Raw genomic sequence first — 23,824 nt, 5'->3', positions numbered from 1 at the left:
AGCAACAATGTCGATCTCTGCGCGCACTCCATTGCGCGGCATCCTTTCTCTGCTGGCGGCACTCGGTGTGCTCGCCGGCGTCTTGCTGATGGCTCCACCCACCGCCAATGCGGCAGTCATCCCGAATGCGATCACCGGTGTCACCATCACCCGCTCCGATGGCGCCGACGGCCCGCTGCGGCAGTACAACCGGCTCCGCGTGGATGCCACCTGGGCGGTCCCGGACACCGCGCAACCGGGTGACACGTTCAGCCTGACCATCCCCGAGGGTGGACCCGACATCAAGGCGTACACCAGCACCTTCGACATGCGCGATCCCGACGGGAACGTCGTCGGCACCTGCACCGCGACCACGAACCAGATCGATTGCACGCTCGGTGATTACGTCGCCACGCATGACAACGTGCAGGGCACCCTGTTTTTCGAGGGGCAGGCGAACCAGGCCTATGACGGTGACAAGGTCACCTGGATTTCCGACGGAAATGAGATCGAAATCACGCTGCCCGGTGGCGGCGGTGTGATCGGCAGTGACCTTCCGCGGCCCACCGAATCCGCGAAATCGGGTTGGGAGGATCTCGAGGGCGGCAAGCTGACCTACCGGATCGTCGCCCCCTCCGACACCCTGAAGAAGGGCTCGACGATCGTCGACGACTACGACGACCGGCTCACCCTGGAGCGCCCGTTCTGGATCGGGTGGGTCCCGGATTCGGCATGGCCGGTGCGCGGTGGCAATCCGGATCTGTCGCAGGCGAAGCCGCTGGTCGAGGGAGTCGACTACACCTTCACCGACACCGGCAAGGCGTTCACCCTGACCTTCTTGAAGGATCCCGAGCCGAACTCGACCTTCGTGATGCAGTACAAGATGCTGACCCCCGAGGACACCAAGGTCGGCGACACCTTCGACAACTCCGCGGTGATCGCCGGCAAGGAGTCCAAGCAGACGGTGAAGATCGCCAGGGCCGGCGGTGACGGTGATGGGGACACCCCGAAGCCGACGCCGACCCCGACCGCGTCCCCGACCGTGAGCCCGACCCCGACGCCCACCCCGTCGCCGACGCCCACCGTGACCCCGACCCCGACGTGTACGCCGAAGCCGACCCCCACGGCTACGCCGACGCCGAGCGGTACCCCCACGCCGACCGGCACTCCGACCCCGACGGGCACTCCGACCCCGACAGGTACGCCGACACCGACAGGTACGCCGACGCCGACCGGGCCCCCGACGCCGGGCCCGACCGTGTGCCCGACCCCGACGGTGAGCCCGAGCCCCACCGTGAGCCCGATGCCCACACCGGGACCGGTCACCACGGCACCGACGACGCCCACCCCGAGTGACAACGGGAAGGAGCGCGTCGGCGGTCTGGCCAATACCGGCGCCAGGGGGTTCTGACACCCACCCCGCAGGCATGCGCCGCCACCGGTCACCGGTGGCGGCGTTGCCGTGTCCGGAACAGGGGGTGCCGAGGGATATGTTTGCCCGACTTGGTAGACATGGATATCCACGACGACGCGGACCCGCGGTCCCAGCAGGAGGTTCGAATGCGCATCCTCGACAAGATCATGCAGTTCATCCGACGCAACCCCGACAAGGTCGACCGGGTCGTCAACAAGGTCGGTGACGCCGTCGATCGCCGGACCGGCGGCAAGTACCGCAACCAGATCAACCGGGGCCGTGACATGGCCCGCAAGACCTATGGCGACCGGGGCCGTCAGGCCCCCGGCACCAACGGCACCCCTGGCGGTCAGTTCCCCGGGACCAACGGCACGGCGGGCGGTCAGTTCCCCGGCACCAACGGCACCCCGGGCCGCCAGGCCCCCGGCGGCACGAGCGGGACGCCCGGCATGGATGAGCCGCCGGCCCCGCGCCGCGAGGCTCCCCGCGACTGACCCCGGTGCGCCTCAGCGGCAACCGGTCTGCGGCGCGGGCCGCACCGTCGGCACACCGATCCCGGGCATCCCGAGGGACACCCCGGCGGCGGTGGGCTGTGCGGTGCGCGCCTGCCAGGCGTCTCCCCCACGGGTTCGGCGCAGCCCGGTGATCCCGGAATCGCTGGTCAGGTGGTGCGGTGCGGCGTGGTCGATCACCGCGGTGGCGACATCGCCCGGCCGCGGCCGCAGCGCCGGATCCTCCGGGACCGCGACGTGCACCAGCCGGTTGTCCCGGGCGCGGCCCGACATCCGCCGGGTCCGGTCGTCCTTGCGGCCCTCGTGGTCGGCGAACATCACCTCGACCGGCTGTCCGACGAGCTTCTTGTTCTCCGCCCAGGCGATCTCATCGACCAGCGGCACCAGCCGCTGGTAGCGCTCGGTGACGACGGCCTTGTCGATCTGGTCGGGCATCGTCGCGGCCGGCGTACCGGGGCGGATCGAATACTGGAAGGTGAACGCCGCCGAGAACCGCGCCCGGCGTACCACCTCCAGCGTCTGCTCGAAATCCTCCTCGGTCTCCCCGGGGAAGCCGACGATGATGTCGGTGGTGATCGCCGCCTCCGGCATCGCCTCGCGGACCCGGTCGAGGATCCCGAGGAACCGCTCGGAACGGTAGGAGCGGCGCATCGCGCGCAGCACCCGGTCCGACCCGGACTGCAGCGGCATGTGCAGCTGCGGCATCACGTTCGGCGTCTCGGCCATCGCGGCGATCACGTCGTCGGTGAACGCGGCCGGATGCGGTGAGGTGAACCGGACCCGCTCGAGGCCGTCGATCTCGCCGCAGGCGCGGAGCAGCTTGCCGAACGCCTGCCGGTCGCCGAACTCGACGCCGTAGGAGTTCACATTCTGGCCGAGCAGGGTGATCTCCTGCACCCCGTCGGCGACCAGGGTCTCGATCTCGCGCAGGATGTCACCGGGGCGGCGGTCGGTCTCCTTGCCGCGCAGCGAGGGCACGATGCAGAAGGTGCAGGTGTTGTTGCAACCGACCGAGATCGACACCCAGGCGGCGTACGCCTGATCGCGGCGGGTCGGCAGGTTGGAGGGGAAGGTCTCCAGGGATTCCTTGATCTCGACCTGGGCGGCCTGCTCGATCCGGGCCCGCTCCAGCAGCACCGGCAGGGCGCCGACGTTGTGGGTGCCGAAGACCACGTCCACCCATGGCGCCCGTTCGACGACCGTGTCCCGGTCCTTCTGGGCCATGCAGCCACCGACCGCGATCTGCAGGTCGGGCTTGTGCCGCTTCACCTCGGCCAGATGCCCGAGGTTGCCGTAGAGCCGGTTGTCGGCGTTCTCGCGGACCGCGCAGGTGTTGAAGACGACCACATCCGCATCGCCACCCTCGGCCGCCCGGGCGTACCCGGCCTGCTCCAGCAATCCCGAGATCCGCTCGGAATCGTGCACGTTCATCTGGCAGCCGTAGGTCCGCACCTGATAGGTGCGCGTGGCTTCTGCGGTGCTCGACATGTCCTTCGATCCACTCGGTGACAGGGCGGACCAACTCTACCTCCGCGGGCCATCGGCGACGGGCCACCGGGATGGCCAGATCGCGATTCGATTACGGACATGTACCAATTCGGACAGTCGGCGTCCTCGCCCCACACGGCCCGCTTGCCGGTCGTCTACTGTTCCTGCCAAGGTGCGTCAGCACGTGATCGCGCCCGTCCGCAAGGAGGAGGACCTTTGAGCAACGTCGAGCCCGGTGAGGTCGAGCGTTCCGAACAGGCGGAGACCCCGGTTCAACCGACCGACCAGCAGCTCGCCCAGTCCCAGCTCGCTCCGACGGGCGATGCGCTGGTGCAGATGCAGGCGGTGAACAAGCACTTCGGTCCGCTGCACGTGTTGCGCGATATCAACCTGGACATCGGCCGCGGTGAGGTCGTGGTGGTGATCGGCCCGTCCGGTTCGGGCAAGTCGACGCTGTGCCGCACCATCAACCGGCTGGAGACGATCGACGACGGCACGATCATCATCGACGGTCAGACGCTGCCGACCGAGGGGCCGGGGTTGGCGAAACTGCGCGCCGAGGTCGGGATGGTGTTCCAGTCGTTCAACCTCTTCGCCCACAAGACGATCCTGCAGAACGTCACCCTCGGCCCGACCAAGGTCCGCAAGCTGTCGGCCGGCAAGGCCAAAGAGGAGGCGATGTCCCTGCTGGAGCGGGTCGGTGTCGCCAACCAGGCCGACAAATACCCGGCCCAGCTCTCCGGCGGCCAGCAGCAGCGGGTGGCCATCGCCCGCGCGCTGGCGATGAAGCCGAAGATGATCCTCTTCGACGAACCGACCTCCGCACTCGACCCGGAGATGGTCAACGAGGTGCTCGACGTGATGGTCGACCTGGCACGCCAGGGCATGACCATGGTCGTGGTCACCCACGAGATGGGCTTCGCACGCAAGGCCGCCAACCGCGTGGTGTTCATGGCCGACGGTCAGATCGTCGAGCAGAACACCCCCGATCAGTTCTTCACCAATCCGCAGAGCGATCGCGCCAAGGACTTCCTCGGCAAGATCCTCAGCCACTGACGCCTGAACACCAGGATCCGCATCCAGAAAGGCATTCCCATGAAAATCACGACTCTCGCGGTAGCGGGCTCCGTGCTCGCCCTGGCGCTCACCGGCTGTGTCGCCGGCGAGTCCGGCACCAGCGCCCAGCCGGGCGCCCAGGGTGGAGAGGGCGGTTCGGTCAAGGTCGGCATCAAGTTCGACCAGCCGGGTCTCGGCCAGAAGGTCGGCGACACCTACAAGGGCTTCGACGTCGACGTGGCCAAGTACGTCGCCAAGGAACTGGGCTACGACCCGGCGAAGATCCAGTGGGTGGAGACCCCCTCGGCCACCCGCGAGACCGCCATCCAGGGCGGTCAGGTGGACATGATCCTGGCGACCTACTCGATCACCGACGAGCGGAAGAAGAAGGTCGACTTCGCCGGTCCCTACTACATCGCCGGCCAGGACCTGCTGGTCCGTGCCGACAACACCGACATCACCGGCCCGCAGTCGCTGAACGGCAAGAAGGTCTGTTCGGTGGCCGGCTCCACCTCGGCGAAGAAGATCAAGGACCAGTACGCCCAGGGCGCCCAACTCCAGGACTACGACACCTACTCCAAGTGCGTTGAGGCCGTCATGTCGGGTGCGATGGACGTTGTTAGCACCGACGACACAATCCTCGCCGGCTACGCCGCCCAGGATCAGTACAAGGGCAAACTGAAGGTCGTAGGGAACCCGTTCTCGGAAGAGAAGTATGGCGTCGGTATCAAGAAGGGTGACACCGAGATGTGCACCAAGATCAACGCCGCGATCAAGAAGATGATCGACGACGGCTCCTGGCAGAAGGCCCTGGACGACAACCTGGGCCCGGCCGGTTTCAAGCCGAACACGAAGCTGAACCCGCCGACCCCGGCCGGTAACTGCGGCGCCTGAGACCGCTCGTCGAAGGCCCCGGCCGCCAGTGCCGGGGCCTTCAACAGTGGCGTGACCTGGTTCGATCCACCCCGAGGAAGGAAACCCGATGTCCGGTTTTGCCGAGCTGTTCTCCGAGTACAACGTGCTCGCGGCGTTCGGGATGACGCTGATTCTCACCGTTTGCTCGGCGGTAGGGGCGCTGCTCATCGGCACGGTCGTGGCCATCCTACGCGTCAGCCCGGTCGGCGCCCTGCGCTTCTTCGGAACGGCCTATGTCACCTTGGTCCGAAACACCCCACTGACGCTGATCGTCGTCTTCTGCGGATTCGGATTCTTGGCACTCATGGGAGTGCGTCTCCTGCCAGAGTCTGCCAGTGTGATCGCCCAGAACGCCGCCTGGTGTGTGGTGGCACTGTCGGTGTACCACGCCAGCTTCGTCGCCGAGGCGATCCGCTCGGGCATCAACACCGTGCCGATCGGTCAGGCTGAGGCCGCGCGAGCCATCGGGCTCAGTTTCGGCCAAACACTCGGCCAGGTGGTGCTGCCGCAGGCCTTCCGCGGCGCCATCGCCCCGCTGGGAAATACGCTGATCGCGCTGACCAAGAACACCACCGTGGTCGCGGCCGTCGGTGTCACCGAAGCCGCGCTGATGATGCGGAACATGATCGAGTTCAACCCTGACTACATGTTCGCCATCTTCGGCATCGTCGCCCTCGGATTCGTGATCCTCACCCTGCCGGTCGGCGTACTGTTCACCAATCTCTCCCGAAAGCTGACGGTGCAGCGATGAGCGATACAGCAAGCGTCCTCTTCGACGCGCCCGGGCCCAAGACCAAGCGCCGCAATCTGATCGTCGGGGTGATCGCCACCGCCGCTATCGTCCTGATCGGGTTCGCCATCGTCTGGGGGCTGCGAGAACAGTACGCTCCGGAGAAGTGGGCAGTCTTCGGCCAACCTGCCACTTGGACCTCGGCGATCATTCCCGGTCTGATCAACACCCTTCAGGCGGCGGTGATCTCGATCGTGCTGGCGGCCCTGCTCGGCACGCTGCTGGGTCTCGGCCGGTTGTCGGAGTTCACTCCGCTGCGCGGGTTGTGCACCGTTATCGTCGAATTCTTCCGGGCCGTGCCGGTGCTGGTGATGATGTTCTTCACCTACAGCCTGGTGATTTATGTCCTGATCCCCGCCGGGGTACCTCTCGGGGGTCCGTTGGTCTCGCTGGTCGCCGTGGTCACCGGCCTGACCCTCTACAACGCCTCGGTGATCGCCGAGCTGATCCGGTCCGGCATGCACTCCCTACCCAAGGGGCAGCGTGAGGCGGGCTTGGCTGTCGGCCTCACCAACAGCCAGACCCGGACATCGATCCTGTTGCCGCAGGCCATCACGGCGATGCTGCCCTCCTTGGTCAGTCAGCTGGTGGTGGTGCTGAAGGACACCGCACTCGGCTCAATCGTCCTCTACCCCGATTTGCTGCGTTCGTTGTACATCTTGGCCTCCAACAACGGCAACACGATCGCTGCGCTGACCCTCGGAGCGGTCATGTACATCATCATCAACTTCGGGTTGACCACCCTGGCCTCGTTCGTACAGCGCCGGATGGCCAAGCGCGGCGGCCGGTCGGTGCAGCAGATCACCGAGCAGGCGGGCCTGCCCACCGCCGTCTGACCCCAGTCTCGCGATCCATACCCAGCTCGCGATCCATACCCAGCTCGCGATCCCAACCCAGCTCGCGATCCCAACCCAGCTCGCGATCCCAACCCAGCTCGCGATCCCAACCCAGCTCGCGATCCCAACCCAGCTCGCGATCCATCGAATCCTGCGTGCACTCCCCTACCCCTCCAGGGCTCGCGGAATGCACCGAAGACTCGATGGATCGCAGTAGGTAGCGGTCAGGCCGCGCGGAACGACGTTGCGGCGCGCGCCGCGTCGTTGAAGCCACGGCGGAACTGATCGAGGTCATAACAGTCGTTGGTGATCCAACGGGTGACCCACACCCCGGTATCGCGGATCTCGGTCTCCCGACGCCGTTCCCTGCCGATCGCACGGGTCGCGGTCTCCCCCGGCTTCAGCAGCCGGCCGTATTTCGTGAGCCCGTCGAACTCGCCGACCAGCCCGAGGTCCGGCCAGCCATAGTCGGCCCATACGACACGCCCGCTCCGCAGCACGATCTTGAACTGGCACACGGGTTCCGGGATGCCGGCCAGCGCCATCGTGGCCCGGCACCGGGACTCACCCGGTGACTCGGAGCGGCGATTGCCGAGTTCGATCAGGGCCCGCGCTCGCAGGTTGCCCGGGTGCCGGGTGAGTCGACTGAACAATTCTTCTTTGCGTACGCCCCGGGCGAGCACCGCGTCGACGACCGCCAGACCGTCGCGGAACGACAGGGTCCGGGCAAGATCGACCGCGGTGCGCGCCAGTCCGGTGGACAGCAGGCCCGCGATCGTGGTGCGGTCCCTCGCAGTGATACGGGCACGATGATGGAACGCCCTCCGGGTGCGATGCCCGGAACCGCTGCCGGGGCGCAGCAGGTGTACCAGGCCGAGCGAACCGGGTGGCAGCGGCAATCCGTGCAGAACACCGGCGCTGACCTGGCAGAACAGCGTGCCCTCGTCAATCTCACGGGCCGTGGCCACGATCTCCTTCAGGTGCTGCAATTCCGCTTCCCCCGGTGCGTAACGGCCTGGCCCGAGCGCTTCACCTGGCGACGCGACCACGGCCTCCGGGTCGACCGGCAGGGGTGCATCCATATCGAGGGAGGGGGCGGCACGCGTCCCCTCCTCCGGTAGCGGCTCGGGCTGCCGTGCCCACCCAGGATCGCTCGCCGGGTCATCACTCGCCCGGCAGGTCGGCTCCGGAATCGGGTCCGCCGACCGGAGGACGTCGTCCGGCCCGCAGTCCGCAGGCCAGGCGTACCCTCCCCGCCGCAGCCGGATCAGGCGGCCGCCGCGGACCAGGGTGCGGATCGTGTTGGCGCCGACCCCGAGCGCGGCCAACTCCGCGGTGGCGAATATGCGTGGTAGTTCCATGGATCCAGCTCCATTCGCAGGTGATGGCGCCCACCGCGCGATCCATCGAACCGTCGGTTCATCGGTGGAGTGCTCCAGCACGCGACGGATGGGCCCAGGATTCGATGGATCGCACGAGGAGCCCGAGATGTGGCTCGCTGCTTGGCCTACTGGCCCGTCTCAAGGTTCATGAATGGCCGACTGGCCCGTCTCAAGGTTCATGAATGGCCACGCTGGCCCAAACTCACGGTTCACTGATGGCCGACTGGCCCGTCTCAGGGTGCAACAGATGGCCAGACTGGCCCATGCTCAGGGTTCATCGCGCCCACGTCGCGATCCATCGAACCGTCGATTCATCGGTGGAGTGCTCCAGCACGCGACGGATGCACCGAGGGTTCGATGGATCGCAAGCCGATCGCGAGCTCGCGCCACGGCCAGCGATCAGTCGAACTCGGCGGGGTCGGTGTCCAACACGTCGGTGAGCACCTGGTTGGCGATGCCGGGGCCGAAGCCGCGGCGGGCCAGGGCGCCGGCGATCCGGCGGCGTTGCACCACCGGCTCGAGGTTCCGCACCGAGCGCAGCTTCTTCTCCGCCAGCGCGTGCGCTGCGGCGTACTCGTCATCGCTGCTGATCTCGGCGACGGTCTCGTTGACCAGGTCGCGGTCCAGGCCCTTACGCTGCAGCTCCTGGCGTACCCCGGCCCGGGACAGATGCCGGCGCTGCTGCCGGGAATCCACCCAGGCCTCGGCGAACCGGGCATCGTCGACCAGTCCGACCTCGGTCATCCGGTCGAGCACGGCCGTCGCCGCCTCGCCCGGAATCCCCTTCTTGCGCAGGATCTCCGCCAATTCGTGCCGGCTGCGGGCCTGCATGGTCAGCTGCCGCAGCACGATCTGGCGGGCCACCTCCTCCGGGTCGGCGTCCGGCCCGTCATCGGGCGGGGCCTCCCCCCGCCCGCGTCGGCGGCTCAGAAGGCCACCTCACCGGTGACCGGATCGACACCGTCCGGCACCTCGTCCTTGGCGCCCAGACCCATCTTGTCCTTGATCTTCTGCTCGATGTCGCGCGCGACCTCGGGGTTGTTCTTCAGGTAGTTGCGGGCGTTCTCCTTGCCCTGACCGAGCTGGTCGGAGTCATAGGTGAACCAGGCACCCGCCTTGCGGATGATGCCCTGGTCGACACCCATGTCGATCAGGCTGCCCTCGCGGGAAATGCCCTGACCGTAGAGAATGTCGAACTCGGCCTGCTTGAACGGCGGGGCGACCTTGTTCTTCACGACCTTGACCCGGGTGCGGTTGCCGACCATGTCCTGGCCGTCCTTGAGGGTCTCGATCCGGCGCACGTCCAGGCGCACCGAGGAGTAGAACTTCAGCGCCCGACCGCCGGTGGTGGTCTCGGGCGAGCCGAACATCACGCCGATCTTCTCGCGCAGCTGGTTGATGAAGATCGCGGTGGTGCCGGCGCCGCTCAGCGCACCGGTCATCTTCCGCAGCGCCTGGCTCATCAGCCGGGCCTGCAGGCCGACGTGCGAGTCACCCATCTCGCCCTCGATCTCGGCGCGCGGGGTCAGCGCGGCCACCGAGTCGATGACGATCAGATCGAGCGCACCGGAGCGGACCAGCATGTCGGCGATCTCCAGCGCCTGCTCACCGTTGTCGGGCTGGGAGACCAGCAGCGAGTCGGTGTCGACACCGAGCTTCTTCGCGTATTCCGGGTCGAGGGCGTGCTCGGCGTCGATGAACGCGCAGATGCCACCGGCGGTCTGGGCGTTGGCGATGGCGTGCAGCGCCACCGTGGTCTTACCGCTGGACTCCGGGCCATAGATCTCGACCACTCGGCCCCGCGGGATCCCGCCGATGCCGAGCGCGATGTCCAGGGCGATCGAGCCGGTCGGGATGGCGTCGATGGGCGCGGCGGTCTGCTCGCCCAGTCGCATCACCGAGCCCTTGCCGTGCTGCTTGTCGATCTGGGCCAGTGCCGCCTGAAGCGCCTTCTCGCGATCTGCCACAGCCATGGTGTTTCCTTTCTGGGCCGGACCAGGTCCGGATCGGGTGAGTCGTCATCCACACGTTAGGGACCACCACCGACAATCGGTCGGCCGTGACCCCGGACCTGTGGACAGTGCTTCGGGTCGTTCAGCTCGGTGGATAACTTACCCGAACATCTGTTCGAACGAAGCCGACACGCCAATTACCTCGGGAATCACCGGATCACCCGGTTCAGCGGTCGACGGGCGGCAGTTCCAGGGCGGACCAGACCGCCCGCCAGATCGTCTTGCAGGGCACCCCGGCGGCCAGCGCCTCCCGCACGGTCCGCCCCCCGAGCTCGGCCAGGGTCGTCTGGTCGGCCCACACCTGGGCGTACGCCGGGCCCAGATGCTGCCCCATTCGCGCCCACAACTCGGTCTCCCGCACCCGGCAAGTGTAGGTGGCATCCCACGATTGGCGTGACTGTCGGTCCCCCTTGGCAGAATGCCCGCATGGCCGACGATCCGCTGGCCGGCTTCGGGCCGGCGACCCGGGCGTGGTTCACCGATTCGTTCGCCGCTCCGACCCCGGCCCAGGCCGAGGCGTGGCAGGCGATCACCGGCGGTGAGCACGCGCTGGTCGTCGCGCCCACCGGCTCCGGCAAGACCCTGGCCGCCTTCCTGGCCGCGCTCGACGACCTGGTCACCGATCCCCCCGAGCCGGGCGACGGCCCGCGGGTGCTCTACGTCTCCCCGCTGAAGGCGCTCGCGGTCGATGTGGAGCGCAACCTCCGTGCCCCGCTGCGCGGCATCACCCGCGCCGGTGAGCGGCTCGGCCTCGACGTTCCCGAGGTGCGGGTCGGCGTACGCTCCGGCGACACCTCGGCCACCGACCGGCGCCGGCTGCAGGCGACACCGCCGGACATCTTGATCACCACCCCCGAATCGCTGTTCCTGATGCTCACCTCCGCGGCCCGGGAGACGCTGCGCGGGGTCCGCACGGTCATCCTCGACGAGGTGCACGTGCTCGCCGGCAGCAAACGCGGTGCCCATCTGGCCCTGTCGCTGGAGCGACTGGCCCGGCTCACCGACCACCCCTTCCAGCGGATCGGGTTGTCGGCGACGGTGCGTCCGCCGGAGCGGGTCGCGGAGTTCCTGACCGCCAGCGCCCCGGTCCGGTTGGTGCTGCCAGCCAACGAGAAGCGCTGGGATCTGCAGGTCGTCGTGCCGGTCGAGGACATGGCCGATCCCGGGGCCGGCAGCGAGACCGCCGAGCGCCGCTCGATGTGGCCGCACCTGACCGACCAGATCCTCGATGAGGTGCTGGCCCACCGCTCCACGATCGTGTTCACCAACTCCCGCCGGATCGCGGAGCGGCTCACCGCCCAGCTCAACGAGGCGTACGCCGAACGCCTCGGCGCCGACGTGCCCCGTGATGTCGAATCACCGGCCGCCGTGCTCGCGCAATCCGGTGTCAGCAAGGGAATCGACGGCTCCGACGAAGACGCCCCGGTGATCGCCCGTGCCCACCACGGCTCGGTGTCGAAGGACCAGCGGGCCATCGTCGAGGACGAGCTGAAGTCAGGGCGGTTGCGTTGTGTGGTGGCGACCTCCTCGCTCGAACTGGGCATCGACATGGGCGCGGTCGACGCGGTCGTCCAGGTCGAATCCCCGCCCTCGGTGGCGAGCGGCCTGCAGCGCGTCGGCCGCGCCGGCCACCAGGTCGACGCGATCTCCCGCGGGCTCTTCCTGCCCGCCCATCGCGGCGATCTGATCGAGACCGCCTCGGTGGTGGAACGGATGCGCGCCGGGCTGATCGAGGAGGTCGCCGAGCTGCACAATCCGCTCGACGTGCTGGCCCAGCAGATCGTCGCGATCTGTGCCGGGGAAGAGATCGCGGTCGATGAGCTGTTCGATCTGGTACGCCGCAGCGCCGGCTTCACCCGGTTGCCGCGCAGCGCCTTCACCGGGGTGCTGGACATGCTCGCCGGCCGCTATCCGAGCGAGGAGTTCGCCGAGCTGCGGCCCCGGTTGACCTGGGACCGGGAGCGGGATCTGCTCACCGGCCGCCCCGGTGCGCAACGGCTCGCGGTGACCTCCGGGGGCACCATCCCCGACCGCGGCATGTTCGGCGTCTTCCTGGTCGGCGGCGACGAGCGCGGCGGCGCCGGCCGGCGGGTCGGCGAGCTCGATGAGGAGATGGTCTACGAGTCCCGGGTCGGTGACGTGTTCACCCTCGGCACCACGGCCTGGCGGATCGAGGCGATCACCCACGACCAGGTGCAGGTCTCCCCCGCCGGCGGCCAACCCGGCCGATTGCCCTTCTGGAAGGGCGATTCCCCCGGCCGGCCGTTGGAGCTGGGGCTGGCCCAGGGCGAGCTGGTCCGCGCCCTCGGCGGTGCGGACGAACCGGCCACCGAGCGGCTCAACGGCATCGGCCTGGATCGCCGCGCCCGCGACAACCTGATGGCCTATCTCGACGAGCAGCGACAGGCCACCGGGGTCCTGCCGACCGACAGCACCGTGGTGCTGGAACGATTCCGCGACGAGCTCGGGGACTGGCAGCTCTGCCTTCACGCCGGCCTCGGTACACCCGTGCTCGCGCCCTGGGCGCTGGCGATCGGCCGGCAGGCCCGGGAGCGGCTCGGTGTCGAGGTGCACGCCACCGCCACCAACGACGGCATCGTGATCCGGGTACCCGACTCCGACGGCGCCCCGCCGGGTGCCGATCTGGTCGTGGTCGACCCCGAGGACCTGGAGCAGATCGTCACCGCCGAGGTCACCGGGTCGGCGCTGTTCGCCGCCCGCTTCCGGGAGTGCGCCGCGCGGGCGCTGCTGCTGCCGCGCCGCGACCCCAGGGCCCGCACTCCCCTGTGGCAGCAGCGAATGCGGGCAGCACAGCTGCTCGAGGTGGCGGCCGGGCATCCCGATTTCCCGATCGTGCTGGAGACGGTGCGCGAATGCCTGCACGACGTCTTCGACCTGCCCGGGCTGCTCACCCTGCAACGCCAGATCGCCGCCCGGCAGCTGCGGGTGGTGGAGGTGGAGACCCCGCGTGCCTCGCCGATGGCGCGGTCGTTGCTGTTCGGCTATGTGGGCCAGTTCGTCTACGAGGGCGACAGCCCGCTGGCCGAGCGACGCGCGGCAGCGCTGTCGCTGGACAGCGGGCTGTTGGCCGAGTTGTTGGGCAACGATGCGCTGCGCCAAGTGCTCGACCCGGAGGTGATCGCCGAGGTCGCCGCCGAGCTGCAGTGGCTGGCAGCCGGCCGGCAGGCCACCGGCACCGAGTCGGTCTTCGACCTGATCCGCACCATCGGCCCACTGTCGGCCGCCGAGGTCGCCCAGCGCAGCGCCGAGGGCGTCGCCGAACCGGCGATCACCGCGCTCATCGACCAGCGGCGGGTGGTGCCGGTGCGGGTCGCCGGCGCCGAGCGGTTGGCGGTGGTCGAGGATCTCCCCCGCCTCGCCGACGCCCTCGGCGTACCAGCCCCGCCCGGATTCGGCGTCACCGTCGCCGAGGGGGACCCGCTGCGGGATCTGGTGCTGCGCTTCGCCCGCAGCCACGGTCCGTTCACCGAACGCGAGGTCGCCGACCGGCTCGGCCTGGGGGTGTCGGTGGTCGCCGCCGAACTGCGCGAGCTGACCAGCCGCGGCACCCTGGTGCAGGGCAGCTTCGACCCGAGCCCGGGTGCCGAACACCTGCGGCAGTGGTGCCATCACCGGGTGCTCGGGTTGATCCGGCGGCGCACCCTGGCGGCGCTGCGGGCCGCGGTGGAACCGGTCGACCAGGCCAGCTACGGCCGTTTCCTGCCGGCCTGGCAGGGGGTCGGCGGGGACGCCCACGGCATCGATGCGGTCGCCCAGACCCTCGACCAGCTCGCGGGTGCGGTGATCCCGGCGTCGATGCTGGAGACGATGGTGCTGCCGGCCAGAGTCCGGGACTACCAGCCGGCGATGCTCGATGAGTTGCTGGCTGCCGGGGAGTTCAGCTGGACCGGGGACGGTGCGATCGGTGGCAACGACGGCTGGGTGCGGTTCTGGCCGGCCGACCTGGCGATCGCACCGCCCATCGCACCGGGCGATGACCTCACCCCCGCCGCGGCCGGGATGCTGACCCGGCTGGAGCGCGGCGGCGGCTGGTTCTTCGACGATCTGCTCGACCCGGAGCTGTCCCGCGGTGACCAGGAGCGGGCGCTGTGGGAGCTGGTCTGGGCCGGCCGGGCCCGTGCGGACACCTTTGCCCCGGTGCGGGCACTGGCCACCGGCGGGGCGCTGAAATCGAAGCGTACGCCGCGGGTCCGGTCCCGCTCGGGGACGTTGCGCGCCGCCCGCCGGCAGCTGCGCCCGCCGACCGCGCCGACCACGGTGGGCCGCTGGGCGGCGCCCCCGCTCTCACCCGAGGCGGCCGAGCGGGCGGCGACCGAGCGGCTGGTGCTGCAGTTGGACCGCTACGGCGTGCTGACCCGCGGCAGTGTCCTCGCCGAGCAGCCCGGAGCCTCCTTCGGGCCGAGCTATCGCGCGCTGTCCCGGCTGGAGGAGACCGGCCAGTGCCTGCGCGGCTATTTCATCGATGGGTTGGGCGCGGCCCAGTTCGCCACCTCGGCGACCGTCGACCGACTCCGCGGTCAGGGTCCGGTCGGTGCGGTGGTGTTGGCCGCCAGCGACCCCGCCAATCCTTACGGTGCGGCGCTGCCCTGGCCCGAACGCGACGGGCATCGGCCCAGCCGGAAGGCCGGTGCGGTGGTGGTGCTGGTGGAGGGGCGGCTGGTGCTGCATCTGGAACGCGGGGTACGCACGGTGCTCACCTTTCCCGGCGATGATCCGGCCGCGGACCTGGGCGCCGCCGCGACGGCGTTGGCGGAGGTGATCCGGGCGCGCCGGATGCCGGGGCTCACCATCGAGAAGGCCGACGGCGGCCACATCTTCGATCATCCGCTGCGCGCCGCGTTGGAACAGGCGGGCTTCACGATGACACCGCAGGGGCTGCGGCTGCGTGGGTGAGCGGCCTCAGGCCGCGGCGCGCACCTCGGCCACCGGGCGAATCGGCCGCTCCGAGATGACCAGCTTGTCGCTCACCGTGGACAACAGCGACGACAGCGGCAGATCGAGCGAGGTGCAGATGGCTGCCAGCAGCTCGCTGGAGGCCTCCTTCTGGCCGCGCTCGACCTCGGAGAGATAACCGAGGCTGACCCGGGCCATGCCGGAGACCTCACGCAGCGTGCGTCCCTGATGGACCCGCTCCTCGCGCAGGGTCTCACCGAGCAACTCACGCAAGAGCATCGGCTTGCCTTCCTCCTCGGCCATGGATCCGACTCTACCCAATGGGGGTAGCGGTGCACAGACCCGGCACGCTGGTCCGCCCTCAGCAGAACCGTTGTGTGCGCAGGATTATTCCGAATCGAGCAGCTCGGTGAGTACGCCGAGGGCGGCGGCCGCTGCGGCGTACCTGATCTCGGCCCGATCCCCGGCCAACCGCAGCTCCCGGTGCTCGGCGCCCGCTGCGGCGTACCAGCCGCAGAACACGGTGCCGGCCGGATGCCCCTCCTGCGGGTCCGGGCCGGCGACCCCGGTCAGCGCGATCCCGATGTCGGCGCCGCAGCGTGCCGCGGCCCCGGCGGCCATCCCCCGGGCGGTCTGCGCGGAGACGGCGCCGTGACGCGCCAGCTCCTCCGCATCCACCCCGCCCAGGCTGGCCTTCAGGTCGGTGGCATAGGGGATCAGTCCGCCGCGATAGACCGCCGACGCCCCGGAGACCCCGGTCAACGCAGCCCCGAGCAGCCCACCGGTCAGCGATTCGGCGGTGGCGACGCTACGCCCGGAGCGCACCGCGGCCGCGATCACCGGCTCGGCCAGGCGTACCAACTCGGGCAGGCCCACCGGACCGGGAGCGGGCTCATTCGTCATCGCGTCGCGGACCGGTGAGCTGCTCGCGCACGTAGTCGATCCCGGTGAACACGGTGACGATCACCGCGACCGCCATCAGGATCCAGGAGACGATCTCGGGGATCACCTCGGTCGAGATCGGCTGGCCCCACTGGTACCCGGGCAGGGGCAGCAGATAGAGAACCAGCGCGATCGCCTGCACGGTGGTCTTGAACTTGCCGCCCTTGTTGGCCGCCAGCACCACTCCGCGGCGCAGCAGCACGAAGCGCATCACGGTGATGCCCCACTCGCGGACCAGCACCAGGATCGTCACCCACCAGGGCAGTTCCCCGAGGATGCTCAGCCCGATGAAGGCCATCCCGGTGAGCGCCTTGTCGGCGATCGGGTCGGCGATCTTGCCGAAGTCGGTGACCAGGTTGTAGCGGCGGGCCCACCAGCCGTCCACGAAGTCGGTCAGGATGGCGACCACGAAGACGGCGGTGGTGATCTGCCGCCAGGTCGGGTCGTGCGGATAGCTGAGCAGCAGCACCGCGAAGACCGGGACGGCCAGCAACCGGATCGCGGTCAGCACGTTGGGGCCGTTGATCTGGGACCTGGTCGCATCGGCCGGGGTCGGCTGGGCGTTCATCGGGTCACCTCCACGATCAGGTCGACTCCCTCGCTGGCCACGACGGTACCGGAGACGAAGGTTCCGACCGCCGCGCTGGAGCCGACCAGTTCGCTGCAACCGTCCACCTCGGGCCCCTGGTGCGCGGCCCGGCCGAGCAACCGGCCTTCCTCGTCGATCTCCTCGACCAGCACCCGGACCGATTCGCCGATCCGCTCCTCGGCCCGCTGGTCGACCAGCTCGGCGGCCAGGTCGGCGACGGCCGCGCGACGGGCCTCGACCTCGTCGGGGTCGACCTTGTCGCCCATCCCGGCGGCCTCGGTGCCCTCCTCATCGGAATAGCCGAAGACACCGATCGCATCGAGTCGGGCGGCGCTGAGGAAGTCGCTGAGCACCTGCACATCCTGCTCGGTCTCACCCGGGAAACCGAGGATCACGTTGGAGCGGATCCCGGCGGTCGGGGCGAGGCCGCGGACCTGGTCGATCAGCCCGAGGAAGGAGTCCGGGTCGCCGAAGCGCCGCATCCGGCGCAGCACCGGATTGCTGGCGTGCTGGAAGGAGAGGTCGAAATAGGGCACCACCTTGTCGGTGCTGCAGATCGCCTTGACCAGGTCGGGTCGGGTCTCGGCCGGTTGCAGATAGGAGACCCGGATCCAGTCCAACCCCTCGACCGCGGACAGCTCGCCGAGCAGTTTCTCCAGGCTGCGCAGATCGCCGAGATCCTTGCCGTAGGAGGAGGAGTTCTCGCTGACCAGGAACACCTCGCGGACCCCGTGGTCGACCAACCAGCGGGCCTCGGCGACGATCTCATCGGGCCGGCGGGAGAGGTAGGCCCCGCGGGAGGCGGGGATGGCGCAGAAGGCGCAGCGTCGGTCGCAGCCGGAGGCGAGCTTGAGCGGCGCCATCGGACCGGAACCGAGCCGGCGGCGCAGCACCCGGGCACCGGTGTTGGCGATCGAGCCGGTGACCTCCGGCGATTCCTTCGGTGGGGCGGCCTGCTGCTGGGCGGCGGCCTGCCGGTCCACCGGGCTGAGCGGCAGCAGCGTACGCCGATCGCGCGGCACGTGCGCGGCGGGACGGGCCCCGTCGAGGATGGCGCGCAGCCGCTCGTCGATGTCGGTATAGGAGTCGAAGCCGAGCACCGCGTCCGCCTCGGGCAGTTCCTCGGCGAGCTCGGTGCCGTAGCGCTCGGCCATGCAGCCGACGGCGACCACCGCCCGCGCGGAGCCCTGCTCCTTGAGATCGGCGGCCGCCATCAGCGTGTTGATCGAGTCGAGCTTGGCGGCCTCGATGAAGCCACAGGTGTTCACCAGCACCGCCTCGGCGTTCTCGGCCTCGTCGACGAGCCGGAAACCGCCGGCCTCCAGACGTGCCGCGAGCTCCTCGGAGTCGACGTCGTTGCGGGCGCAGCCGAGGCTGACCAGATGAACGGGAGTGGTCTCAGTCATGTCCCCACCAGCGTATCCGGCCAGCGCCGCCGCGCCGAACCCCGCGCAGGTCTCGATCCGGCCTCAACCGGTCAGCGGCATCGGCCGGACACGCCCGGTCCAGGCCGCCAGCCGTTCGGTCGGGCCGGCATCGGCGGCCGGGGTGACCGGGGCGGCGAACGGGATCTCCGCCCCGCCGCGCGGTTCGGCGGGCAGCGCCCGCTGCATCATCGCCAGCAGCAGGGTGGCGGTCTGCGGGTCGCCCTCGCTGGGTTGGTCGGTGGCGACGGCCAGGTCCCAGCCGTGCACGACGTTCTCGCTGGTCATGATCGCCAGCGCCACCCCGCCCGGTACGGTGCCGAACGGGCCGGTGACGGTCTGGGTCTGCAGGTCCGCGGCGGACCAGTCGGCCCAGACGCGCTGCCCCTGTGCGGCGAGGTCGCGGAGCTGGTCGGCGATCGCGGCCGGGTCGGTGCTGGTCAGCGGCACGCCGGCCGGGCTGTCGCCCACCCGGCGAGTGGTGGCGTAGGAGATGATCCGCAGCTGGACGCCGAACAGGTGCTCGACCAGCCCGGTGACGGTGAACTCGCTGCACGGGGTGGGCAGGTCGAGCTGCTCCGGATCGGTCGCCGCGACCAGCTCGCAGATCCGGGTCTGGGCGGTCGTGAGCTGCGGTCGGAGATCGGGGAGGTTCATCGGGTTTCCCTTCGTCGGTGCGGTTGTCCCCCATCCTGGGGGCCGATATCAGACACCTGATGTCATGGTTTTCCGGCCATCCGACGGCTAGATTTCGGCCCATGTCGACGTTCTCCCAGTTGCTGCAGCCCCGGCTCCCCGTCGGGATGAGGATCCCCGACGAGCTCGAACGGGCCTGGCAGTGGATGGAGGGCCAGGGCTTCGGCGAGCGCACCGAACACGGCTACTTCCTCACCCCCTATCCGGGTGACCGGCAGCTGGGCATCGTGTTCAGCGACACCGAGACCCTGGAGGGCTGGTTCGAGCCCGGTACGCCGGGCCAGGACCGGCTGCTGCCGATCGCGCAGGCCGCCGGCGACGGGTCGATGGCGGCGCTCTGGCTCGATGAGTCCGACGGTTTGCGGGTGGTGGAACTCGGCTCCGACGGGGAGGCGCTGATCCTGGCCGAGTCCGCGATCGACTTCCTGCGGCTGATCGCCATCGGCTACCTGGAGCTGGTCTCCTACGAGCTCGCCGGGCCCCCCGAGGACGAGGAGTCCATCGCGGCGGTGAGTGATTTCCGTGCCTGGGTGGAGGAAACCTTCGAGGTGACCGTCCCCGACGAGTGGAACGACGTCGACGAATCCGATGCGTTCACCGCCTGGGTCGAGGCGCGCACCGCGGAGGCCACCGGTGCGCCGGGTGTGCCGGAGCCGATCGGGCCCCCGGCCACGGCAGCTGCGGCGGCCGGTCCGGTCTCCGTCGAGGGTGAGATCACCACGTTGCTGGCGGCGCTCGGCGCACCCGATGGCGACGAACGGCTGCGGCAGCTGGTCGCGCTGGTGGCCGATCCGGGTGCGGACTGGGGACCCCGGGGTGCCCATCGCAGCGCGGCGCGATTGCGGCGCTCCGGGCTGGAACTGCGATTCGGTGCGGGAGTGCTGCAGACGGTCTTCATCCGGCTGGAGGACCATCCCCGCCCGGATGCGTTGATCCACGGCCTGCGCACCGCCGCCGACCGGTCGACGGTGCAGACCCTGCTGGGTGGGCGACCCGAACGCAGTGGGCCGACCTTCCTGCGCTATCTGGTCGAGGGTCGGTATCTGCATCTGGAGTTCGATGGCAGCGACCGGCTGCGCCAGCTCACCCTGATGATCTCCGCACCGTGAGCCAGGTGCCGTCCTCATGCGCGCCGATCGTCTGCTGCAGCTGGTGGCGCTCCTGCGCCAGCACCAGCGACTGAGTGCCAGCGAGCTGGCCCGCCGGCTGGAGGTGACCCCGCGGACCGTGGTCCGCGACATCGACGCACTGTCCGCCGCCGGCGTACCGGTCTATGCCGAGCGCGGCCGTCGCGGTGGCTATGCGCTGCTGCCCGGCTATCGACCGGCGGCCGAGACGCTCACCGCCGAGGAGTCCCGGGCCCTGTTCCTGGCGGTCGGCGGGCAGCTCAGCACCAGCCTCGGGGTGGACCGGGATTTCCAACGGGCGTTACGAAAGCTGTCCAGCGGGTTGCCGGAGGAGCACGTCCGCTCGGTCGGCCACACCCTCGACCGGGTGCTGTTCGACCCCGAGGGCTGGGGCCGGGTACGCCCCGGCGGCCCGGTACACCTGCCGGTCACCCTGGCCGCGGTGGAGCAGGACCGCCGACTGCGGATCGGCTACCACTCCCGGGGTGCCCAGCAGGTCCGGACCCGGACCATCGACCCCTGGGGCCTCGTCCAGGCCGCCGGCACCTGGTATCTGATCGCCGCCCATCGCGGCTCGCCACGCACCTATCGGCTGGATCGGATCCAGCGACTCGAGGTGCTCTCGGCCCGCGCGCACCGCCCACCGGGGCTCGATCTGGCAGCGGTCTGGCAGCAGCTCCGCGCCGCCTGGCGGGAGCGGGAGGCGTACCCGATCGAACTGCGGGTGCTGCGCGGTCAGGCGGACCTGGTCATCCGCCAGCTCGGCCTGGCCCTGGCCGGCGAACCTACCCGCCGCCCGGACGGCCCCGAACACGAGCGGGTCAGCGCCGAGGTCACCTCGCTGCGCGGCGCGGTCGGCGTCCTGCTCGGCTTCGGCGACTTGCTCGAAGTCCTCGACCCACCCGAACTGCGCGCCCTGATGGTCGAGATCGCCGACCAGGCCCGCACCATCCACACCGACCCACCGCACCTCGAGTAGGCCGCCCGCGGCCGTGCCGAGAGGCGCGGGCAGACTCAGCCCGAGGCCTGCAGGTTGGTCAGCACCTCATCGAGATCGTCGGGCTTGACCAGCACCTCGCGCGGCTTGGAGCCCTCGGAGGGACCGACGATCCCGCGGGTCTCCAGGATGTCCATCAACCGGCCGGCCTTGGCGAAACCGACCCGCAGCTTGCGCTGCAGCATCGAGGTCGAGCCGAGCTGCAGGTTCACCACCAGCTGCACCGCCTCGAGCACCAGGTCCATGTCGTCGCCGATGTCCTCGGCCACCTTGGTGGAGGCGGCCGGGGCGGTGACGTCCTCGCGGTAGGTCGGCTGCAGCTGCTCGGTGACGTGCTTGACGACCTGCCGGATCTCGGCCTCGGTGACCCAGGAGCCCTGCACGCGGATGGGCTTGCCGGCACCCATCGGCAGGAACAGCCCGTCACCCTGGCCGACCAGCTTCTCCGCACCCGGCTGATCGAGGATCACCCGGGAGTCGGTCATCGAGGAGGTCGCGAACGCCAGCCGGGACGGCACATTGGCCTTGATCAGGCCGGTGACCACATCGGTGGAGGGCCGCTGGGTGGCGAGCACCAGGTGGATGCCGGCGGCGCGGGCGAGCTGGGTGATCCGCACGATCGAGTCCTCGACGTCGCGCGGGGCGACCATCATCAGGTCGGCGAGCTCGTCCACCACGACCAGCAGGTACGGGTAGGGCGAGAGCACCCGCTCCGACCCCTCCGGTGGTTGCACCTGACCCGCGCGTACCGCCTTGTTGAAGTCATCGACGTGCCGGAAACCGAAGGCCGCCAGGTCGTCGTAGCGCAGGTCCATCTCCTTCACCACCCACTGCAGCGCCTCGGCCGCCTTCTTCGGGTTGGTGATGATCGGGGTGACCAGGTGCGGGATGCCCTCGTAGGCGTTCAGCTCCACCCGCTTCGGGTCGACCAGCAGCATCCGCACCTCATCGGGCGTGGCGCGCATCATCACCGAGGTGATCAGCGAGTTGATGAACGACGACTTGCCCGAGCCGGTGGCGCCGGCGACCAGCAGGTGCGGCATCTTCGCCATGTTGGCGATCACGTAACCGCCCTCGACGTCCTTGCCCAGCCCGACGGTCATCGGGTGGTGGTCGTTGCGGGCGCGGTTGGAGCGCAGCACGTCGCCGAGGGAGACGACCTCCTTGTCGGTGTTCGGGATCTCGATGCCGATCGCGGACTTGCCGGGGATCGGCGAGAGGATCCGGACGTCCTGGGAGGCGACCGCATAGGAGATGTTCTTGCTCAGCGCGGTGACCCGTTCGACCTTCACCGCCGGGCCGAGCTCGACCTCGTAACGGGTCACGGTCGGCCCGCGGGTGTAACCGGTGACCTGGGCGTCCACGTTGAACTGCTCCAGCACCTCCGACAGCGCGCGGACCACGTTGTCGGATGCCTGGGTCCGCGACTTCGGCACCGAACCGGGCTTCAGCGACTCGGCGTCCGGCAGCACATACTGCACATCGCCGGAGAGCTGCAGCTGCTCGACCCGCTGCGGGATCGGCGAGTGGTTCGGGGCCTCCACCGAAGGCGCCTCGACCGCACCGGCCGTCTCGGGCGGCAGCCCGGCGGTGACCTTCTTGTCGCCACCCTGCTCGGCCGCCTCGGCCGACGGGTTCGGCGTACCCTTCGATTTCTTGTCCGGTACGTCGCCAGCGGTCGCGTCGTCGGCGGGGTCGAGGGCGTCCACATCGAACACCTCGTCGTCACCGGCGAGCGGCTGCTCGTCGACGAAGCTGCGCCGCTTCTTCGCGCTCTGCTTCGCGGCCGGCTTTGCCGGCGGCGCGGCGTCCGCATCCTCGTCGACCGGGTCGACGGCGGCACCCTTGCGTGGCTTGTCCTTCACCAGCGGGGTGTCGTAGGCCTCATCGACGCCGTATTCGAGGTCCTCGTCCTCATAGCGTTCGCGGCGCTGCGGGATGAGCGCGGAGGCCCGCTCGCCGAGTTCGTGCAGCGGGATGCCGATCACCACCAGGGCACCGAACAGCATCAGCAGCACCAGCAGCGGGACGGCCACATAGACGGTGAGCAGGTCGGCCAGCATGCTGGAGGAGATGAAGCCGAGCATGCCGCCGGCGGCGCGCAGCCGTTCGGGGCTCTCGGGCCGCGGCAGGCCGTTGGCGATGTTGATCAACCCGAGCAGGCCGAGGGCGAGGGCGAGCCAGCCCACCACCTGGCGGCCGGCCGGGCCGTTGCGATCCGGGTGCCGCAGGGTGCGCCAGGCCATCCAGCCGACGAGCAGCGGCGCGGCGAAGCCGAGGGTGCCGACCAGGGTGGACACCCCGGTGACGATGGCCGGGCCGACCGGCGCCGGGATGGACCACCAGAACGCGGCGGCCAGCACGATCGCGACACCGAGCAGGAACAGCCCGGCCCCGTCGCGGCGCAGTGCCGGGTCGACGTCGCGGGCACCGTTGCCGATCGAGCGGGCGGCACTGCCGGTGCCGTGCGCGAGGCCGTTCCAGGCGGCGGCCAGGCCGCGGCCGATCAGCTCCAGCAGCGACGGCCGCGGCGCGGGACCGCGCCGCTGCGGGGGACGCTTGCCGGTGGGGCGCTTCGCGGGCGCCTTCTTACGGGTAGCGGAACTGCCGCCCCGGGTCTGGGGGCGGGTGGTCTGATTCTTCTTCGTTCCGGACGAACGCGGACGGGAGCCCGACTGCGAGTTCGCAGTCGAGCTTCGGGTCCGCGCCGGGGAAGACGCGCGGCTCGCCATGTCCCACAGGTTAGCGAAT

General features: G+C 69.7%; 20 protein-coding genes. 9 read left to right on the top strand and 11 right to left on the bottom strand.

Annotation, left to right across the window (positions count from 1 at the left end; all coding sequences use genetic code 11):
- Positions 1-88: 88 nt before the first annotated feature.
- Together C8D81_RS20800 and C8D81_RS02740 are read left to right on the top strand one after the other, a co-directional pair.
- The gene (locus C8D81_RS20800) at positions 89-1,390 is read left to right on the top strand and encodes an Ig-like domain-containing protein (RefSeq protein ID WP_166646643.1); all 1,302 of its coding nucleotides are present in this window, start codon (positions 89-91) and stop codon (positions 1,388-1,390) included.
- A gap of 149 nt (positions 1,391-1,539) precedes the next feature.
- The gene (locus C8D81_RS02740; RefSeq protein WP_166646642.1) at positions 1,540-1,887 is read left to right on the top strand and encodes an antitoxin; all 348 of its coding nucleotides are present in this window, start codon (positions 1,540-1,542) and stop codon (positions 1,885-1,887) included.
- A 12-nt stretch (positions 1,888-1,899) separates the two neighbouring features.
- Here C8D81_RS02740 and miaB read toward each other — a convergent pair whose 3' ends face one another.
- A complete protein-coding gene (gene miaB / locus C8D81_RS02735) occupies positions 1,900-3,393 on the bottom strand; it encodes a tRNA (N6-isopentenyl adenosine(37)-C2)-methylthiotransferase MiaB (protein ID WP_094429463.1) in 1,494 nt (497 codons plus the stop codon).
- Positions 3,394-3,729: 336 nt separating this feature from the next.
- Here miaB and C8D81_RS02730 point away from each other — a divergent pair, with 336 nt between their 5' ends.
- The 4 genes from C8D81_RS02730 (at position 3,730) to C8D81_RS02715 (ending at position 6,990) form a co-directional block, all read left to right on the top strand.
- Positions 3,730-4,449, top strand: coding sequence for an amino acid ABC transporter ATP-binding protein (locus tag C8D81_RS02730; protein ID WP_094356256.1), 720 nt, complete (start codon positions 3,730-3,732; stop codon positions 4,447-4,449).
- Positions 4,450-4,488: 39 nt separating this feature from the next.
- A complete protein-coding gene (locus C8D81_RS02725; protein WP_094356131.1) occupies positions 4,489-5,343 on the top strand; it encodes a glutamate ABC transporter substrate-binding protein in 855 nt (284 codons plus the stop codon).
- An 88-nt stretch (positions 5,344-5,431) separates the two neighbouring features.
- Entirely contained in the window at positions 5,432-6,115 is a 684-nt protein-coding gene (locus C8D81_RS02720; RefSeq protein ID WP_094356132.1) for an amino acid ABC transporter permease, read from the top strand.
- A gap of 68 nt (positions 6,116-6,183) precedes the next feature.
- Positions 6,184-6,990: an amino acid ABC transporter permease gene (locus C8D81_RS02715; protein ID WP_208109079.1), complete on the top strand. Its 807-nt coding sequence runs from the start codon at positions 6,184-6,186 to the stop codon at positions 6,988-6,990.
- Positions 6,991-7,214: 224 nt separating this feature from the next.
- Here the strand turns inward: C8D81_RS02715 and C8D81_RS02710 are convergent, their stop codons facing one another.
- The 4 genes from C8D81_RS02710 to C8D81_RS02695 form a co-directional block, all read right to left on the bottom strand.
- Complete coding sequence (locus C8D81_RS02710) at positions 7,215-8,351, bottom strand: type IV toxin-antitoxin system AbiEi family antitoxin domain-containing protein (RefSeq protein ID WP_133625495.1); 1,137 nt, start codon at positions 8,349-8,351, stop codon at positions 7,215-7,217.
- A 420-nt stretch (positions 8,352-8,771) separates the two neighbouring features.
- On the bottom strand, positions 8,772-9,236 hold the full coding sequence (locus C8D81_RS02705; protein ID WP_094406496.1) for a regulatory protein RecX: 465 nt from the start codon (positions 9,234-9,236) through the stop codon (positions 8,772-8,774).
- A 62-nt stretch (positions 9,237-9,298) separates the two neighbouring features.
- The gene (recA, locus tag C8D81_RS02700) at positions 9,299-10,345 is read right to left on the bottom strand and encodes a recombinase RecA (protein ID WP_094356135.1); all 1,047 of its coding nucleotides are present in this window, start codon (positions 10,343-10,345) and stop codon (positions 9,299-9,301) included.
- A gap of 205 nt (positions 10,346-10,550) precedes the next feature.
- Positions 10,551-10,745: a DUF3046 domain-containing protein gene (locus C8D81_RS02695; RefSeq protein ID WP_094356136.1), complete on the bottom strand. Its 195-nt coding sequence runs from the start codon at positions 10,743-10,745 to the stop codon at positions 10,551-10,553.
- Positions 10,746-10,810: 65 nt separating this feature from the next.
- On the opposite strand from C8D81_RS02695, the gene C8D81_RS02690 reads away from it, so the two are divergent.
- Entirely contained in the window at positions 10,811-15,298 is a 4,488-nt protein-coding gene (locus C8D81_RS02690; protein ID WP_094356137.1) for an ATP-dependent helicase, read from the top strand.
- A 6-nt stretch (positions 15,299-15,304) separates the two neighbouring features.
- Here C8D81_RS02690 and C8D81_RS02685 read toward each other — a convergent pair whose 3' ends face one another.
- The 5 genes from C8D81_RS02685 to C8D81_RS02665 all read right to left on the bottom strand — a co-directional run bounded on the left by C8D81_RS02685 (position 15,305) and on the right by C8D81_RS02665 (position 18,910).
- The gene (locus tag C8D81_RS02685; protein ID WP_179251222.1) at positions 15,305-15,601 is read right to left on the bottom strand and encodes a helix-turn-helix domain-containing protein; all 297 of its coding nucleotides are present in this window, start codon (positions 15,599-15,601) and stop codon (positions 15,305-15,307) included.
- Between the two features lie 84 nt (positions 15,602-15,685).
- Positions 15,686-16,201: a CinA family protein gene (locus C8D81_RS02680; protein WP_094356138.1), complete on the bottom strand. Its 516-nt coding sequence runs from the start codon at positions 16,199-16,201 to the stop codon at positions 15,686-15,688.
- On the bottom strand, positions 16,191-16,808 hold the full coding sequence (gene pgsA / locus C8D81_RS02675; RefSeq protein WP_094356139.1) for a CDP-diacylglycerol--glycerol-3-phosphate 3-phosphatidyltransferase: 618 nt from the start codon (positions 16,806-16,808) through the stop codon (positions 16,191-16,193). The genes C8D81_RS02680 and pgsA overlap by 11 nt, the downstream gene beginning before the upstream one ends.
- On the bottom strand, positions 16,805-18,235 hold the full coding sequence (rimO, locus tag C8D81_RS02670; protein ID WP_133625494.1) for a 30S ribosomal protein S12 methylthiotransferase RimO: 1,431 nt from the start codon (positions 18,233-18,235) through the stop codon (positions 16,805-16,807). The genes pgsA and rimO overlap by 4 nt, the downstream gene beginning before the upstream one ends.
- A gap of 63 nt (positions 18,236-18,298) precedes the next feature.
- On the bottom strand, positions 18,299-18,910 hold the full coding sequence (locus C8D81_RS02665; protein WP_133625493.1) for a TIGR03086 family metal-binding protein: 612 nt from the start codon (positions 18,908-18,910) through the stop codon (positions 18,299-18,301).
- A gap of 101 nt (positions 18,911-19,011) precedes the next feature.
- Between C8D81_RS02665 and C8D81_RS21170 the strand changes: the two genes are divergently transcribed.
- Together C8D81_RS21170 and C8D81_RS02655 are read left to right on the top strand one after the other, a co-directional pair.
- Complete coding sequence (locus tag C8D81_RS21170; RefSeq protein ID WP_208109078.1) at positions 19,012-20,058, top strand: hypothetical protein; 1,047 nt, start codon at positions 19,012-19,014, stop codon at positions 20,056-20,058.
- A gap of 16 nt (positions 20,059-20,074) precedes the next feature.
- Positions 20,075-21,055 carry a helix-turn-helix transcriptional regulator gene (locus C8D81_RS02655; RefSeq protein ID WP_133625492.1) on the top strand — a complete coding sequence of 327 codons (981 nt, stop codon included), beginning with the start codon at positions 20,075-20,077 and terminating at the stop codon, positions 21,053-21,055.
- A gap of 35 nt (positions 21,056-21,090) precedes the next feature.
- Here the strand turns inward: C8D81_RS02655 and C8D81_RS02650 are convergent, their stop codons facing one another.
- The gene (locus C8D81_RS02650) at positions 21,091-23,805 is read right to left on the bottom strand and encodes an FtsK/SpoIIIE family DNA translocase (protein ID WP_172421671.1); all 2,715 of its coding nucleotides are present in this window, start codon (positions 23,803-23,805) and stop codon (positions 21,091-21,093) included.
- Positions 23,806-23,824 lie beyond the last annotated feature (19 nt).

The organism is Enemella evansiae (assembly GCF_004362375.1).
GTDB classification, from domain to species: Bacteria; Actinomycetota; Actinomycetes; order Propionibacteriales; family Propionibacteriaceae; genus Enemella; species Enemella evansiae.
Note: the sequence above shows the minus strand (reverse complement) of the source record. Positions and strands in the feature narration are given on the sequence as shown.

Coding starts and splice junctions, on each gene's coding strand:
- C8D81_RS02665 (WP_133625493.1), bottom strand. CDS start 18,910: ATGAACCTCCCCGATCTCCGACCGCAGCTCACGACCGCCCAGACCCGG.
- rimO (WP_133625494.1), bottom strand. CDS start 18,235: ATGACTGAGACCACTCCCGTTCATCTGGTCAGCCTCGGCTGCGCCCGC.
- C8D81_RS02720 (WP_094356132.1), top strand. CDS start 5,432: ATGTCCGGTTTTGCCGAGCTGTTCTCCGAGTACAACGTGCTCGCGGCG.
- recA (WP_094356135.1), bottom strand. CDS start 10,345: ATGGCTGTGGCAGATCGCGAGAAGGCGCTTCAGGCGGCACTGGCCCAG.
- pgsA (WP_094356139.1), bottom strand. CDS start 16,808: ATGAACGCCCAGCCGACCCCGGCCGATGCGACCAGGTCCCAGATCAAC.
- miaB (WP_094429463.1), bottom strand. CDS start 3,393: ATGTCGAGCACCGCAGAAGCCACGCGCACCTATCAGGTGCGGACCTAC.
- C8D81_RS02685 (WP_179251222.1), bottom strand. CDS start 15,601: ATGGCCGAGGAGGAAGGCAAGCCGATGCTCTTGCGTGAGTTGCTCGGT.
- C8D81_RS02740 (WP_166646642.1), top strand. CDS start 1,540: ATGCGCATCCTCGACAAGATCATGCAGTTCATCCGACGCAACCCCGAC.
- C8D81_RS02650 (WP_172421671.1), bottom strand. CDS start 23,805: ATGGCGAGCCGCGCGTCTTCCCCGGCGCGGACCCGAAGCTCGACTGCG.
- C8D81_RS02725 (WP_094356131.1), top strand. CDS start 4,489: ATGAAAATCACGACTCTCGCGGTAGCGGGCTCCGTGCTCGCCCTGGCG.
- C8D81_RS02680 (WP_094356138.1), bottom strand. CDS start 16,201: ATGACGAATGAGCCCGCTCCCGGTCCGGTGGGCCTGCCCGAGTTGGTA.
- C8D81_RS02730 (WP_094356256.1), top strand. CDS start 3,730: ATGCAGGCGGTGAACAAGCACTTCGGTCCGCTGCACGTGTTGCGCGAT.
- C8D81_RS20800 (WP_166646643.1), top strand. CDS start 89: ATGGCTCCACCCACCGCCAATGCGGCAGTCATCCCGAATGCGATCACC.
- C8D81_RS02690 (WP_094356137.1), top strand. CDS start 10,811: ATGGCCGACGATCCGCTGGCCGGCTTCGGGCCGGCGACCCGGGCGTGG.
- C8D81_RS02655 (WP_133625492.1), top strand. CDS start 20,075: ATGCGCGCCGATCGTCTGCTGCAGCTGGTGGCGCTCCTGCGCCAGCAC.
- C8D81_RS02710 (WP_133625495.1), bottom strand. CDS start 8,351: ATGGAACTACCACGCATATTCGCCACCGCGGAGTTGGCCGCGCTCGGG.
- C8D81_RS21170 (WP_208109078.1), top strand. CDS start 19,012: ATGTCGACGTTCTCCCAGTTGCTGCAGCCCCGGCTCCCCGTCGGGATG.